Origin of the sequence: Vibrio sp. SCSIO 43153, assembly GCF_023716625.1 — a bacterium.
In the GTDB taxonomy this organism is placed as follows: Bacteria; Pseudomonadota; Gammaproteobacteria; order Enterobacterales; family Vibrionaceae; genus Vibrio; species Vibrio rotiferianus.
Genome location: NZ_CP071855.1, coordinates 1,882,305 through 1,896,005 on the forward strand (window position 1 = coordinate 1,882,305; position 13,701 = coordinate 1,896,005).

General features: G+C 40.0%; 20 protein-coding genes. All 20 read right to left on the minus strand.

Annotated features, from left to right (window positions below; translation table 11 throughout):
* Nucleotides 1-538: 538 nt before the first annotated feature.
* The 20 genes from J4N37_RS08885 to J4N37_RS09020 all read right to left on the minus strand — a co-directional run bounded on the left by J4N37_RS08885 (nt 539) and on the right by J4N37_RS09020 (nt 13,693).
* A complete protein-coding gene (locus J4N37_RS08885) occupies nt 539-1,000 on the minus strand; it encodes a GNAT family N-acetyltransferase (RefSeq protein ID WP_017817956.1) in 462 nt (153 codons plus the stop codon).
* Nucleotides 1,001-1,164: 164 nt separating this feature from the next.
* Entirely contained in the window at nt 1,165-1,329 is a 165-nt protein-coding gene (locus J4N37_RS08890; RefSeq protein WP_162836306.1) for a hypothetical protein, read from the minus strand.
* 1 nt (nt 1,330) lies between these two features.
* The gene (locus J4N37_RS08895) at nt 1,331-1,753 is read right to left on the minus strand and encodes a Tse2 family ADP-ribosyltransferase toxin (protein ID WP_025527504.1); all 423 of its coding nucleotides are present in this window, start codon (nt 1,751-1,753) and stop codon (nt 1,331-1,333) included.
* A gap of 268 nt (nt 1,754-2,021) precedes the next feature.
* Nucleotides 2,022-2,918, minus strand: coding sequence for a hypothetical protein (locus J4N37_RS08905; RefSeq protein ID WP_252040632.1), 897 nt, complete (start codon nt 2,916-2,918; stop codon nt 2,022-2,024).
* 146 nt (nt 2,919-3,064) lie between these two features.
* Nucleotides 3,065-3,769, minus strand: coding sequence for an HNH endonuclease (locus J4N37_RS08915; protein ID WP_046874576.1), 705 nt, complete (start codon nt 3,767-3,769; stop codon nt 3,065-3,067).
* A 147-nt stretch (nt 3,770-3,916) separates the two neighbouring features.
* Nucleotides 3,917-4,345: a hypothetical protein gene (locus J4N37_RS08920; RefSeq protein WP_045388715.1), complete on the minus strand. Its 429-nt coding sequence runs from the start codon at nt 4,343-4,345 to the stop codon at nt 3,917-3,919.
* 119 nt (nt 4,346-4,464) lie between these two features.
* Nucleotides 4,465-5,091 carry a LysE family translocator gene (locus J4N37_RS08925; protein WP_025527508.1) on the minus strand — a complete coding sequence of 209 codons (627 nt, stop codon included), beginning with the start codon at nt 5,089-5,091 and terminating at the stop codon, nt 4,465-4,467.
* A 168-nt stretch (nt 5,092-5,259) separates the two neighbouring features.
* Nucleotides 5,260-5,562, minus strand: a complete 303-nt coding sequence (locus J4N37_RS08935; protein WP_222327475.1) for a type II toxin-antitoxin system RelE/ParE family toxin — start codon at nt 5,560-5,562, stop codon at nt 5,260-5,262.
* On the minus strand, nt 5,550-5,807 hold the full coding sequence (locus J4N37_RS08940) for a type II toxin-antitoxin system Phd/YefM family antitoxin (RefSeq protein ID WP_005448240.1): 258 nt from the start codon (nt 5,805-5,807) through the stop codon (nt 5,550-5,552). Before J4N37_RS08940 ends, J4N37_RS08935 begins: the two co-directional genes overlap by 13 nt.
* A gap of 188 nt (nt 5,808-5,995) precedes the next feature.
* On the minus strand, nt 5,996-6,544 hold the full coding sequence (locus J4N37_RS08945; RefSeq protein ID WP_252040634.1) for a hypothetical protein: 549 nt from the start codon (nt 6,542-6,544) through the stop codon (nt 5,996-5,998).
* Between the two features lie 665 nt (nt 6,545-7,209).
* The gene (locus J4N37_RS08955) at nt 7,210-7,857 is read right to left on the minus strand and encodes a hypothetical protein (protein WP_252040635.1); all 648 of its coding nucleotides are present in this window, start codon (nt 7,855-7,857) and stop codon (nt 7,210-7,212) included.
* A 165-nt stretch (nt 7,858-8,022) separates the two neighbouring features.
* Nucleotides 8,023-8,550, minus strand: a complete 528-nt coding sequence (locus J4N37_RS08960) for a GIY-YIG nuclease family protein (RefSeq protein WP_252040637.1) — start codon at nt 8,548-8,550, stop codon at nt 8,023-8,025.
* Nucleotides 8,551-8,725: 175 nt separating this feature from the next.
* Nucleotides 8,726-9,196 carry a metal ABC transporter ATPase gene (locus tag J4N37_RS08965; protein ID WP_252040639.1) on the minus strand — a complete coding sequence of 157 codons (471 nt, stop codon included), beginning with the start codon at nt 9,194-9,196 and terminating at the stop codon, nt 8,726-8,728.
* A 118-nt stretch (nt 9,197-9,314) separates the two neighbouring features.
* Nucleotides 9,315-10,133, minus strand: a complete 819-nt coding sequence (locus J4N37_RS08975; protein WP_252040641.1) for a DUF2971 domain-containing protein — start codon at nt 10,131-10,133, stop codon at nt 9,315-9,317.
* A 135-nt stretch (nt 10,134-10,268) separates the two neighbouring features.
* Nucleotides 10,269-11,042 (minus strand): nuclease-related domain-containing protein, encoded by a 774-nt coding sequence (locus tag J4N37_RS08985; RefSeq protein WP_252040643.1) that lies wholly within the window; start codon nt 11,040-11,042, stop codon nt 10,269-10,271.
* Between the two features lie 170 nt (nt 11,043-11,212).
* Nucleotides 11,213-11,413, minus strand: a complete 201-nt coding sequence (locus J4N37_RS08995) for a hypothetical protein (protein WP_025543657.1) — start codon at nt 11,411-11,413, stop codon at nt 11,213-11,215.
* A complete protein-coding gene (locus J4N37_RS09000) occupies nt 11,406-11,606 on the minus strand; it encodes a hypothetical protein (RefSeq protein ID WP_206974492.1) in 201 nt (66 codons plus the stop codon). Before J4N37_RS09000 ends, J4N37_RS08995 begins: the two co-directional genes overlap by 8 nt.
* 167 nt (nt 11,607-11,773) lie before the next feature.
* The gene (locus J4N37_RS09005) at nt 11,774-12,418 is read right to left on the minus strand and encodes a hypothetical protein (protein WP_010448835.1); all 645 of its coding nucleotides are present in this window, start codon (nt 12,416-12,418) and stop codon (nt 11,774-11,776) included.
* A gap of 154 nt (nt 12,419-12,572) precedes the next feature.
* The gene (locus J4N37_RS09010) at nt 12,573-13,025 is read right to left on the minus strand and encodes a GNAT family N-acetyltransferase (protein ID WP_252040598.1); all 453 of its coding nucleotides are present in this window, start codon (nt 13,023-13,025) and stop codon (nt 12,573-12,575) included.
* A 140-nt stretch (nt 13,026-13,165) separates the two neighbouring features.
* The gene (locus J4N37_RS09020; protein WP_059678521.1) at nt 13,166-13,693 is read right to left on the minus strand and encodes a CbrC family protein; all 528 of its coding nucleotides are present in this window, start codon (nt 13,691-13,693) and stop codon (nt 13,166-13,168) included.
* Nucleotides 13,694-13,701 lie beyond the last annotated feature (8 nt).

A 13,701-nucleotide genomic window follows, 5' to 3' on the forward strand; every position in this document is an offset into this window, starting at 1 on the left:
CCAAGATATTGAAAAGTTGCATGATATGAAAGGCTTTGAACACTGAAGTGAGACGGGCAGCTACAAAACTTTACCCCGATTGAAACACGAAAGTTGGTTAGAAGAAAAATGCACTGAACTGCCCTACTTTCAATGGCTTCAAATTATAAAAGGATTCGATCCTCGCACTCCAACGGTAGCACCAAAGAAAGACAATTCTGACGTAGTAAAGACCACGAAAGAGAAGAAGCGCCAAAGAAATAGGCTAAGAGTTAGAAACCGTAAACGGTGAAATCAAAGCAAACACTCTGCATATAGTGCCACCGGAAAGAACGTGAAAGGTACAAACTGAAAGGTGTAAAGACGAGCGCAAAAACAGATAAACACCAAAACTTATGACCTTTGATGTCAAACCCGTACTAACGCCCAATTAAGGTGTGAGGCGCGCCATACCGATGCTCCCGCATGCCACCTTAATCACTAAAACCACCGCATAGTAAAAATGCCACGCGTGCCGAATCGCTCTTAAATTGTTTGTTATGTTTTGGTGTTCATCGAGCTAATCAAACTTTTTGAATAGATTATGCCCTGTGATCCCATACCCAAGACGAGTGTACAGCCTTAAAGCACCATTATTGCCATTTGCAACATGGAGCTTCAACCTTGTAATACCACTTTGTTTGAGGCGGGATTCAAGGTTTTTTATTACTAATTCGCCATAACCTGAGTTGCGATACTTTTGCTCTATGAAGAAGTCACAAATAAAAGCGGTTGAGTCTTCTACACTCTCTATGTACCAAAGATGACCTATAGATAGCTCCCCCAATTTAATCGAACAGACATAGTTACCGTCAGTATCAAGCTTATTGGGTAGTCTCATCTCGAAGTCTAGGGAAGCGAACTCAAAAGATTTCCTTTCAGAATAGCCATAATTGGAGCTGATAGAACCAGCGTATTCTCGTATAAAGTTTTCACGAAACAGCTCAAAACAACCAGGTTCCATTTCAAATAGACTTATCACTTTACCCTCCTAAATCCTTGGAGTTGATTAAAAACATAACGCCGCATTAAGGTGTGAGCAACGCGACCACGAAACCTAACCATACCACCGTAAACACGAAACCCAACGCGAAGCTGAAAATGCCAAGCGTTGGGAATCACTCTTAAATGCTTTGTTATGTTTGCCTATTGGCTAAGCTTGGCGATCAAAGAGTCTAGTACCATAAGATCATTTGCTTTTTCCATATACTCATCACTGTCTTCGTCCAATTGGGATAACAGAGCATGCTCTCTTTCTAGTTTTTCTTTTAAGCACAGCTTGATATAACGGAGCTCTTTTTCATTGAACATTTCAACCTACCTGTGAGTTTGGAGAATTAATAAAACATGGTCTGGCACTAGATTCTAACTGCTGTAATTTTGTCAAATATAAACTAAGAGGCATATCTTGAAGCGGACGAATTGTGAAATGATGCTTCCCTTTACTTCCACCTTCGTCCAACGAAACATGCAAACCATTTGGCATTTTAGTATGTTGTGGAATCTTCCACCACAACGTACCAAAACGAGGGTTTCGATAATTGAAGAGAGACAGCCCTCCGGATTTACAATCAACGAACTCAATTCCGTTTTTATTGTATATTTTTAAATCCCATACAGCCTCCATATCTCGTGGAGGACTCGTTCGAATGTAATCAAACTTTGCCTTAGTTTTGCGTCCGAGCCTGAACAAGTCAAAAGGTAAAGAAATATAGAATTTGATGGGCGTATGCATCTCTGTGTCCCTAGTTAGCGAATATGCAACAAGGGTAATTTCAGTATGATATTCATCATAACGCCAGTTGTAGGCTTCTGGAGCTCAGTCGAAAGCTCTAATTATCATATAACATTGAATTACATTAGTTTTTCGATTCCGCTGGCAAACATAACGCCCTGTTAAGGTGTGAGCAACGCAATACCGATGCCACCGCATACAACCTTAAACACTAAACGCAACGCATAGTAAAAATGCCACGCGTTGCGAATCACTCTTAAACAGTTTGTTAGGCATTTATCGACACCTTTTCTTGCAGATCTGCACTATTAATGCTTGTCAGTTCCTGCTTCGTAATTACACGAACAATATCTTTTCCACTTCTACCTATTGTCTCACTACTTAGTCGTTGAAGTAGCTTTTTATACTTCACTTCATCGTACGCATTTTCATTAATAATGATTAGCAACAGCGTGTTAGGTAGTCTATTGGTCATTTGAGAGTAAACGCTCTTAGCGTAAATATTTTTTAGATACGCTTCGCGGAGCCAACCAAAATTAAAGCCTTTTCTTATATACTTCACCTCTACTATGTAGTCTTTAGTGAGCATGTGCTTGCCTTTTAATAGAATATCTAGTTCTACTCCTGCAATCATTTTATTATGGCTAACTTCATACTTGCTTTGATAAGCATTCAAAAACTTGGAGTACACAAGTTCTTCAACTTCTGAATACTGCCCTCTAAAGGAGTTTACTCGATATGTATCCACACTAGAGTTTTCAGCAACTTGTAGTTCTTGATACTCTGCCGTTTCTTTCTCTTCAATTTCATCTTTTGTAGCATCACGAAGAGACTGTTTTTTAATCTCTACGTCTAACCTAGTTTGCTCATCTATATGAACCTGATTCGAATACCAATTCTTAAGCCCGAAATAAATAAGGATGCTACCTATAGTGGATCCAATTAGAGAGAACCACGGAATGAGTTGAACTATGAGAGAAATTGTATTTTGCCTTTCCTCAACAACAGACTTAGCGACTTCAGAAAGAGCATTTATCTCATTCACAGGTCGGAACAAATCGAAAGGTTCTTTGAGAAAGAACCAAGGTACCATAATTGAAATAGTAATTAAGACTACTCCCAAAGAGACTATAAATTTATATAAGTCTCCGAATTCAAATTTCATTATTAATCCTCTGATGCCTAACGCCCTGTTAAGGTGTGAGCAACGCAATACTGAAGTTCCTGCATACCACCTTAAACACTAAAGGCAACGCATGGTAAAAATGCCACGCGTTGCGAATCACTCTTAAACAGTTTGTTATATGCGTCTTAAACCTTGTCACCTAACAGGGAAATTAAAGCATCGACAGATATCGGCGGATGTGTTCTGTGTATGATTCCATGACAATTAGGACATAAAGGCTTTAAGTCATTGATAGGATCAACATCATACTCTTGCTTTATGTCAGCAAGAGCAACTTCGTGGTGCACGTGTATAAAACCTTTACCGATATCACCATAAACACTTTGAAAATCAAAGTTGCAAACATAACACTTGCACCCATAATGAGATATACACTTAGCTCTAGCATCAGCGTTACGTTCATATGCATTTACAGAGATTCTCTTCGTTGCACCCTCAGTGTAAGTCTCGGGGTTAACAACCTCTTCTATAGCTGTGACAACCTCGTGTTCAGAGGGGCTTAACGCATACCAAAGACCACCTACTCCCGCTAAATGCTTATCCTCAAGAATCCAGTCGAAACTTTTAATTTTGGCGGTACCAGTATCTGTTTCATCGTACTGCATTGGGAACGTTTTTAAACTGTACCCATGCTCCTGAATGAGAGATACGTGCTCGAGTGACTGCTTTCTCCCCGCACCTTTCCAACTTTCATCAAAGATTAAGCCATCTTTGTGTACATCCCAATGACCAAAAACCACGAATTTTTCATCGTGATTAACGAATGACCAACTCCAGTTCCAGTTTCTGCAGGTTGCACCCACAGACTCCATAAATTTCTTTCTACTCATTTGAACTACCTAATCAAATAAAGCATATAACGCCGCGTTAAGTGGTGAGCAACGCCAAACCACCCAACCTAAACCATTGTGACATAAACACTTAAACTGAAGTAAGCCGAAAATGCCATGCGTTGGGAATCCGTCTTAAACGCTTTGTTAAGTGTCTGATTGCACCAACGGTCCAACCAAGGCTGCACCATTAGGTAAAAGCACACTGTCATAAACAAAAACAAAGCCGTCATATCTATCAGCTATCTGAAATAGGCTTTGCCAAATATTGTGGTTATCTTCAAAGTCCGTATCAGAAACAAGTCCAAGTACAACTTTGGTATGGCTAATTGCGTAACTAGTACGCTCTTTTCTATCGTCACTGTTGTCCAGAGATGCGATATACCCAAGAAAGCCATTAATATGATGGGGAATTTCTGAGGGCTCCATAATATTGAATCGAACAACATCGCCGCCTAACTTTACATCGTAGTACGTCGGTTTTCTAAATATACCCCTGTCACTTTTCACATCGTCGAATACGTCTTTTAGATCGACACTATCTCTTTGTATGTATATTGCACCATTCGCTGCCATTGTTTCTCCTTCTGACACTTAACGCCGCATTAAGGTGTGAGCGACGCTTGGCTATTCTTGAGCGAAGCGAAAACGCCAAGCGTTGCGAATCACTCTTAAATGCTTTGTTAGCACTTAGATTATCGCTGCTTCATAAACGCCACTGCTAATCCAGAAGAAACGAATGTGATACCTGCACCAATATTTAACCCTGACACCAGTTTAGGTTTGTTTCTAAACCACTCAGACAGTTGAGACGAGAAAACACCCATTAAACTAAAGCCAACTGCAGTTAATACCGCAAACCAGACTCCATAGCCGATCATTTGAGTTGTCACTGACCCTAAGCTTGGGTTTACAAATTGAGGTACAAAAGCAAGGACAAACATACCTGGCTTCGGGTTAAGCGCCGCAGATAGAAAGCCAGTTGAGAAGATAACTTTCAGTGACTGCTTTTTCGCCGGTTCCAATGAAAACAGATTTCTCGAACGAAGAACTTTCACACCCAACCAAATTAAGTAAGCAGCACCAACGAGTTTTACTACGTAGAACGCTACTTCAGAGGTTTGAATTAGAAGAGTTAGCCCGAATGTAGCTGCGACGACATGAAACAAGATCCCCGCCCCTGAAGACATGCCCGACATGACTGCCGCCAGTCGACCTTGACTTAAACCACGACCGATTGCGAGCAAATTGTCTGGCCCGGGCGAAATAACTAACAGTAAACAAGCCAACGTATAAGTAACAAATACCTCTAATGGAAACATAAAACCTCCCTGTTGCATGATTCTGAGTGCTAACACCCTGTTAAGGTGTGAGCAACGCAATGCCGAAGCTCCCGCATACCACCTTAATCACTTAAACCAACGCATGGTGAAAATGCCACGCGTTGCGAATCACTCTTGAACAGTTTGTTAGCCGCTCATTCCTAAAGGTTATTGCTTACTCAACAAGAACTTACGCAAATTTCTCTCTGCACGCATAACAAACAGAATAAACACTTTGTCACCGTCTTGTTTATAGAAAACACGACATGGATTAACGACAACTTCACGATAACTTAAATGTTCTAGCTCGGGTGGAATACGGCCTGACTCTGGGAAAATTTGTAGGCGTTCGACTCTGGAGAAGATCGTTTGCACTAACTGCTTTGCAGCTACGATATTTTCAATTGCGATGTATTCAGCGATATCGTTGAGGTCAGATAACGCTGGCTCAGTCCAGATTATTTCAGCCATTTTGACATTTTGTCCTTGGCTTCATCATGACTTACCACTTTACCGTCAGCTAGTGCACGCTCACCTCGTGCAATACCCTCAAGAATAGCTAAACGATTTTGCATAAACTCGTAGTCATCAACATCAACGAGATACGCGGATGGCTTACCATGCTCAGTAATTAACACTGGTTCTTTGGTGTCGTGGAGATCGGCGAGGATCTTAGTTGCTTGACGTTTGAGTGATGTAACTAGTTCTACTTTCATGAGATCTGCTCCAAAGGAATACTAAAGTGATACTATTCTATCACTTTGAGTATAGCAAGCTCCATGACGGCTAACGCCCAATTAAGGTGTGAAGCACGCGACCACGACACTCCACTTGAGCACCGTAATCACTGAACTTAACCCAAACCAAAAATGCCAAGCGTGCTGAATCACTCTTAAATTGTTTGTTAGTTGCGAACTTCTAACGTCCTCAGGCACTTTTCTTTATGCCCATCCATTGATTTCAAGAATGAACCGCAAGAGGAACACCTAGTTTTACCTTTTAGGTTTACGCCAGACCTTGCGTAAAATTCGAGCCAAGACTCGGGGTGCGATTGACTGACGTGTTGAGTGATATCAACCACCATTTTATCACAATACGTACACGCAACCTTGTTATGAACTGGCTTCTTTTTCTGTTTTGCACGCAACTCTTCAATTCGAAAACGCAGGTGAGTGTTGTATAAATAGTCCACGCGGTCTACGTGGAATTCTGCGCCACGACATGAGCGAATACCTGCTGCCCTGAGTTTATTTGAAAGCAAATATAGAGGGTCACCAAGACCAAGATCTTGAAAGAGGACATACAACTCACTAGCGGCATTGATAAACTCAGTGGAGTATGTGGTAGCCCAGCTCCCAGAACCATGATGTGAAGGAAGGTATTCGCCTTGTTTAGATTTACACTTTTCAATTAGAGCATTGATTTGCTTATTTTTATTTTTCGAAATGTTCATTTTAACTCCAAGCAACTAACGCCCTGTTAAGGGGTGAGCAACGCAATACCGAAGCCGCCGCAAACCACCTTAAACACTAAAATCAACGCATAGTAAAAATGCCACGCGTTGCGAATCCCTCTTGAACAGTTTGTTATGCTTGTTCTATCAGTAGGCACGGTTAAATGCCAACGCCATATACAGTTAGTCTGTTGCCTAAAGAGGTCTTATTTATGATGTTTTTTACTACGCGAATGCTCGGCATACTTTTTGGAAATGAGTTGATGTATATGAAGTCCTGTTTTACGAACAAGATACCAATCTATCGCTGCTAAAATGACCAAGCCTATTATAGTTCCCATCTAAAACCCTCCTTACACATCGAATCATAACTCTATCAAACTACTGATAAGTTAGATAAGACAGAACGCCATTTTTGATGAGCTGCGATGGTTTTCAGAAAAGTTAGCGTCTATTAAGGGATAAAAGCCTCATTTTTAGTAAAGATACATAGTGATATTCGTTAAATACCTAAAGTGTCCATACTTACAAGTTTGAGAAAAAGCATAACGCCGCATTAAGGTGTGAGCAACGCTATCACGAAACTTAACCATACCACCTTAAACACTGAACTCAACGATGGAATGGAAAATGCCAAGCGTTGAGAATCACTCTTAAATGCTTTGTTATATTTCGGGGATACAACGATGGGACTTACTTCTTAACTCAAAACTTTCGATTGAGCGAGATTTTTGTGCATCGTTCCCAAGATAATCATAAAAAATAGACTTATCTGCAAAGAAGTCATGCCACCGACTTGAATATCTTAAAATTAAGTTGGTACTCGTAAAGTTATTAAATGCTTCAAAATCACCTATATGAAAATTTTGCGTATAATCTTTACCTTGACTAGTTACGAGAGCAACCTTTAAAAGAAGTCGATGTGGAACACAACTTGGGTTGGACAACGCAGTAAAATCTGAAGCAGTTAGTTCAATAGATATCTTTTCCAAACTAAGTTTATCTTCTTCAATTAAAAAAGGATAAGAGTTATTTAATAGTATGTGTGAAGGAGAATTGTCATATTTTCGGTATATTGTCATTCCTGTTACTGCTGTAACACCTGTGCCTTTATTAACGAACACCATATCAAGTTCTATTTCTTTTTCACTACCGTTGTAAGTGAGATCTGCAACCATAAATTTAACTTCTTCGTGCTCTTGATAGTGATCAAAATACAATGTTGAAATGCCACATATTGCCGCTATAACCGCCCCAACAACACCAATATGAATCTCTACTGATTTTAACTTCCTACTATATTCAACGCCCAATTTAGTGAACCTCTCAAATAGAAATATAACGCCGCATTAAGGTGTGAGCAACGCAACCACGAAACTCAACCTTACCACCGTAAACACTGAACTCAACGATGGAATGAAAAATGCCATGCGTTGGGAATCACTCTTAAATGCTTTGTTATGTGCCTGTTTCATTTATTACTTGTTTATTTTAGCTTGGAAAACTGAATCATAGTACTCACGAAAAGCTTGCTTCATTTTGTTTTTGGTATCTTGCGAAACTCTAGCTCTTTCATTGATTAGAGGCATAAATGTGTTAACCATTTGGGTTTCATTCTGGGTGTATTCAGAAATGCCACACGGCATAAAATACAGCTCAAATTTTGCACTAGGGTATTGCCCTAACACATAGCTTTGGAAAAACTTTAACTTGCAGTCATTAGGTGAGTGGATTTGGAAATTATTAAAATAATCAGAAAGTCTTCGGCTTAGGGATTTAGTTTTACCAACATAAATACGATATTTTTGAGATTGGATTTCCATAACCCAAAAATACACACCTGTAACATTACAGTGATCTTTCTGTAGAGAGTGACAGATTTCTAACTCGATATCGTTTTTAGTCACGTCATACAAATTTGCGTCTTTGGCGACCAAACAAAATTTTGCTTCTAAATCTGCCACCATTTCATCTGTAAACTTGAACTTGTCGAAATTAGAACTCATTTAATCCTCAACTATTAAAATTCGCTTTGGCACATAACGCCGCGTTAAGTAGTGAGCAGCGCATCCACTTAACCAAAACCATTGCACCGTAAACACAAAACTAATTTGAGCTCTAGATGCCACGCGTTGCGAATCTGCCTTAAACGCTTTGTTATATGCAATTTTCTGGTGCTTACTAAATCGGCTTAACCCTTAACTTAAACGATTCGATTTGCTCGACTTGCGACGGCACAAACCCACATTTGATTTCAAGATAAGAGGTTTCCTTTGGCTGCATAATGAAGATTTCATTTTCGCCGATACAATTACCAATAAAGTTACCATTCACATCGAAGGCAGATGCTAAAACCTCACGAGAATATAGCGCTTCTTCAGTAAGGTTTTCCTGTACGACAGCCAAACGCACATCGTCCCCATCTTTGAAGACATTATCCAATGTTAAACCATAGGCAGTTTTGAAATCTGCCAAATACTCAATTGCTTTATCATCGATTTCTTTGTCTTCAAGAATATTTCCGAGTGATGGTTCGACGAACTTTGTATAAACCAAGCCACTTAGAATGAGTGCAACTGAGAAACCCATTCCCCAGGAAAAACCAGTTAAGATGCTATTAAATCCTTTCATAAACATTTCAATCCATTGCATATAACGCCCTGTTAAGGTGTGAGCAACGCAATACCAAAGCTCCCGCATTCCACCTTAAACACTAAACGCAACGCATAGTAAAAATGCCACGCGTTGCGAATCACTCTTAAACAGTTTGTTAGCTTTGTTGGTTGATTGATTGTTCTGCTATTAACTGCCATGAATGTACGTCAGGCTTACATTGCAACAATTTTAAATCTTTGCGTCCCCATGAGAGAAGGATCTCTTTAAGTTCATCACCGGAGAAGTCATTCTTTTTAGTTACATTTTTATATACATGCCGACCTAAATATATTTCCTTAATAGCATTTTCTGGTATATCAAAACAATACAATGGACGCCCTGCTACTGAGATTTTATTCCAAGCGTTACTGCGCCCCTTATCGAAATGGTAGCTAAACGGTAGAGCTGATATGTCCTTAACAACTCGAACTTCTTCTTCGTAGCTCCACTCAATAGATTTGTACAAAAATGCCCTTTTGATTAGGTTAAACGAGTCAGAGTTAAATTTAATGCCATTTCCTATACTCATCAGTTCTTCACTACTTAAAGTAGGCAAATTTTTATGTGGCTTGGTTGCCGAATAGACGATTTCTCCATACTGACAAGGTATGACGCACGCATCTTCATCTGTAAATCCAGCTAATTTAGCATCAAAGCCAATTACCACACCTTGATGTTCGTCTCCATAGTGAGCCCACATCAATGGATTCAATGGTTGCCTAGTAAGTGAAAGCACACCATAGTTTCTTGAAAAACGATTTTTACACGCATTCGTAGCCATGCTTGCAGTTACGAATGAATCACTACCATCCTCGAATCCAAAAGCGGTGCATTCAAATGGGTCGTTCAAGTCTTCAAGACAAGAGAAGCCAAGCGATGAATTTTCAATAACAGAAATAGCCGCTTTAAACGACATATATTTATACAGAATCAACGTTTATCCTCAAAAAGCTAACGCCCTGTTAAGGTGTGAGCAACGCAATGCCGATGCCGCCGCATACCACCTTAAACACCGAACGCAACGCACAGTAAAAATGCCACGCGTTGCGAATCACTCTTAAACAGTTTGTTAGTTGAATTGTTTCACCGCTCTACACTTGGGAAAGGTTGAACAACCCCAAAACTGTTTACCTATATTTTCACCACGCTTGGTTTCACGCAACACCATTTCAGAGCCGCAACGGGGACACTGATTTGAGCTAGCTTTGGATGTAACAACTTCTTTGACATGTTTGCGATGCTTTAAATCCGTAATGATTCCGCGCTTTAACTTTATCTGGTTTATAGACTCTGTTAACCGAGCATAATCCTTGTCAGAGAACACTACATCGTTAAATTGCTGAATGTATCGAATACTTCCTCGAGCGTAGGTAACGTTTGGAGGCATTTCGGTTTTAAAGGTACTGTCGCCGATGAAAACAATAACTGAATGCAAGTGTTCTTCACTGCAACCTAGCAAGGTTTCCAGAGCTTTTATGTGCTTGTAATTCTGATGTAGTGGGTTCTGAAATTTAGAGGAATGACGGTAAATCTTTTGTGTCCACTGTCTCTGGCGAGCCGAGCCAAATATCCAACCTTTCATATTCTTAGTTTCAACGACGAAGATGCCATATTTAGAAACCACAATATGGTCGACTTGAGTCGTACCATCGCCAGTCGGCAACGTTACGTCTTTTATTAGCGTGTAATCAGGCTCTGGTAATTTGGATAAAAGACGGTTCACTAGAAACTCACCGAATGCACCTTTTAGCCACCTACTTTTGAAAACGCTAACAATGGGCAATAAAGGCACTAGATACCAGACTTGCGTAAGCACATTAAGAAATGCCTCAAAAATATTCACGGATTTTCCCTATTCAACTAACGCCTTGTTAAGGGGTGAGCAACGCAATACCGAAGCAGCGGCATGCCACCTTAATCACTTAAACCAACGCATAGTAAAAATGCCACGCGTTGCGAATCCCTCTTGAACAATTTGTTATATCCGTTCTCAATTGGCTTTCAGAACCTTTTCTAGAGAGACATTTCGCGCGCAAATTGATACGCCTCATCATGTGAAAAACCATTCGCTAGCGCGTAACCTGTTATCACCGACCTCCAGCAATAATTGTCATGAGGCTCAAATCCGCCACTTTTGCTTTCTACATTTTCAATAAACGACTTCTTTAATGCTAGAAACTTCTCTTTACTTACCAAATCTTGTTCTTTAGTCATCGAATACCAAACCTTTGTCCATTAAATCCATAGCAAACATATAAGCCTTACCTTGCTTATAACCATGTCCCATCGCATACCCAGCAGCCATTGAAAAAGTACTTAACTCTGCGTCTGGGTGCCAAGAAGCTTCCTGCTCTAACACTTCTTTTGTGAACTTATCTTCCATGTCAGCAAAACTTATTAACGTCATTTGCTCTCTCTATCATATATCTACTTTAAAATTGAATGCGTGAGGATATAACGCCGCGTTAAGTAGTGAGCAACGCCACCACGAAACCTAACCTTACCACCTTAAACACAAAACCCAACAATGGAATGGAAAATGCCAAGCGTTGGGAATCTGTCTTAAACGCTTTGTTATAACTTTAGTTTCACCGATGCCTTTATTGCCATTTCTACAATCGAGCAAAGAGCATAATAGTTCATAACATTTGATGACCTATTTGATGGGTGCCAATAGTTTATATATATGATGCCGTTAGAAATATATGCTCGGTCGCTAATTTTAACTTTATCATCAAGCTTACCACTAATTAATGACCACGTTTTTCCACACACGACTACTTGAGGGGCAATACTACAGATCTGCGAACGAATAAGCTCCCAATCTTCGTCCACATATTTCATAAGATCTTTCTGGCTAGAAGACTTTTTGCCACTACTTTTTTTTAGATTAACTATCGCTGAAGAGAGCAGAGCATTTTTAACATCATCACCTTTTTCTACGAAAGGTACTATGCCATGGCCATCAAGGATCTTATGAATACCGTAAGCCCATTGAGCCATTGGCTTAAAGGTCCTGCCAGAAACCCCACGTTTATTAATCAATTTTGGTAAATCCCATGAACCGGATTCTCTGCGGCTATCATATGCTTCTTTTAATAAAAACATTACTTTATGAGGCGATGATAGCCATAATTCTTCTTTTATGATTCCATCTGTAATAAATAGCTTACCTTTATGCAAATCCTTGGATTTCCATTCTTCAAACTGTATATCCATACTCGAACTCACCTCAAAGTTATAACGCCGCGTTAAGTGGTGAGCAACGCAGACCACCACACCTAAACCATTGTGACGTAAACACTAAAGCTGAATCAAACCGAAAATGCCGAGCGTTGGGAATCCGTCTTAAACGCTTTGTTAGCAAACAAACTCAACGACTTATGCATAAATCCATTACCACACAATCAATTCCTGCACCAAAACCGTTTGGGATGGTTTTGGTTACTGTAAAACCACGTTTCTCGTAGAAACCTTGAGTGTGTTGGGATGTTTCGATTTTCACCTTATGCAATGAGGTATTGTTCTTTATATAAGACAGTCGAAAGTCAGTTAACTGTGTTCCTATACCTTGACCATGAAAGTCTTTATGGACCAAGCCCCAAGCCAAAGAAGCAACTGATGACTTTAACCCGACACCACCACAACCAAGCAATTTCTCACTATCGCTTTCAAGGCAAACATAGTATTCAGAACTTTCAGATAAAGCATCAAGATATTCGATAAATTCTGCACGCTCTGATGAATCAAAGTATTGACCAATATTACTTTCAAACGCTTCAATACATTGCGCTCGATACTTACTACTATATTTTCGGATTTCCATATTTCCGCCTTGTTTGCTAACGCCCTGTTAAGGTGTGAGCAACGCAATACAGATGCTCCCGCATACCACCTTAAACACTTAAACCAACGCATAGTAAAAATGCCACGCGTTGCGAATCACTCTTAAACAGTTTGTTAGCTTTACGCAAAGTCCAGCGAATAAGTAAATATGCCACATGATCTACACTTGAACTTGTAGATTGCTGGGTTTCCACCTTTTTCATAGTAAGTGACTATTTGATGCCACTCATTAATACCTATTAGCTGATCGTTTAGTAAAACCTCTAATTCAGCGTCTTTTACCTGTAATAGATCAGACTTCTCTGCATCTCCATGAAATTCACAAGCATCGCCACAGTGCGATAGCCACACTTCTTGCTGCCATGAAATATAGCTTGGAGTTCTCTCGCAAACTTCCTTCACCACAGACTTATCAAGTCTAGCTTTCATCAATGGATGTGGATCAGCAAACTCTCCGTCGAATTTCTTCGCCGCCGAGCCATCAGAAATACACCAGGGACAAATAGTTTCTATGTCATGCTCAGAGTAAATAGTAGAAGTTGCCCTGTAGCCACGACTGACACCACAACATTCACAATTTTCATCTGTAACTTCTAAAGCACCCGTTTTAATGGGATCTGGATGATACTTAAATGTTGGTAATTCCATTGTACCTC

Bases quoted from the DNA above. Each gene is read 5' to 3' on its own strand.
- J4N37_RS08890 (WP_162836306.1), bottom strand. From the start codon at position 1,329: ATGTTCAATGAAAAAGAGCTCCGTTATATCAAGCTGTGCTTAAAAGAA.
- J4N37_RS08895 (WP_025527504.1), bottom strand. From the start codon at position 1,753: ATGCATACGCCCATCAAATTCTATATTTCTTTACCTTTTGACTTGTTC.
- J4N37_RS08905 (WP_252040632.1), bottom strand. From the start codon at position 2,918: ATGAAATTTGAATTCGGAGACTTATATAAATTTATAGTCTCTTTGGGA.
- J4N37_RS08915 (WP_046874576.1), bottom strand. From the start codon at position 3,769: ATGAGTAGAAAGAAATTTATGGAGTCTGTGGGTGCAACCTGCAGAAAC.
- J4N37_RS08920 (WP_045388715.1), bottom strand. From the start codon at position 4,345: ATGGCAGCGAATGGTGCAATATACATACAAAGAGATAGTGTCGATCTA.
- J4N37_RS08925 (WP_025527508.1), bottom strand. From the start codon at position 5,091: ATGTTTCCATTAGAGGTATTTGTTACTTATACGTTGGCTTGTTTACTG.
- J4N37_RS08935 (WP_222327475.1), bottom strand. From the start codon at position 5,562: ATGGCTGAAATAATCTGGACTGAGCCAGCGTTATCTGACCTCAACGAT.
- J4N37_RS08940 (WP_005448240.1), bottom strand. From the start codon at position 5,807: ATGAAAGTAGAACTAGTTACATCACTCAAACGTCAAGCAACTAAGATC.
- J4N37_RS08945 (WP_252040634.1), bottom strand. From the start codon at position 6,544: ATGAACATTTCGAAAAATAAAAATAAGCAAATCAATGCTCTAATTGAA.
- J4N37_RS08960 (WP_252040637.1), bottom strand. From the start codon at position 8,550: ATGAGTTCTAATTTCGACAAGTTCAAGTTTACAGATGAAATGGTGGCA.
- J4N37_RS08965 (WP_252040639.1), bottom strand. From the start codon at position 9,196: ATGCAATGGATTGAAATGTTTATGAAAGGATTTAATAGCATCTTAACT.
- J4N37_RS08995 (WP_025543657.1), bottom strand. From the start codon at position 11,413: ATGACTAAAGAACAAGATTTGGTAAGTAAAGAGAAGTTTCTAGCATTA.
- J4N37_RS09000 (WP_206974492.1), bottom strand. From the start codon at position 11,606: ATGACGTTAATAAGTTTTGCTGACATGGAAGATAAGTTCACAAAAGAA.
- J4N37_RS09005 (WP_010448835.1), bottom strand. From the start codon at position 12,418: ATGGATATACAGTTTGAAGAATGGAAATCCAAGGATTTGCATAAAGGT.
- J4N37_RS09010 (WP_252040598.1), bottom strand. From the start codon at position 13,025: ATGGAAATCCGAAAATATAGTAGTAAGTATCGAGCGCAATGTATTGAA.
- J4N37_RS09020 (WP_059678521.1), bottom strand. From the start codon at position 13,693: ATGGAATTACCAACATTTAAGTATCATCCAGATCCCATTAAAACGGGT.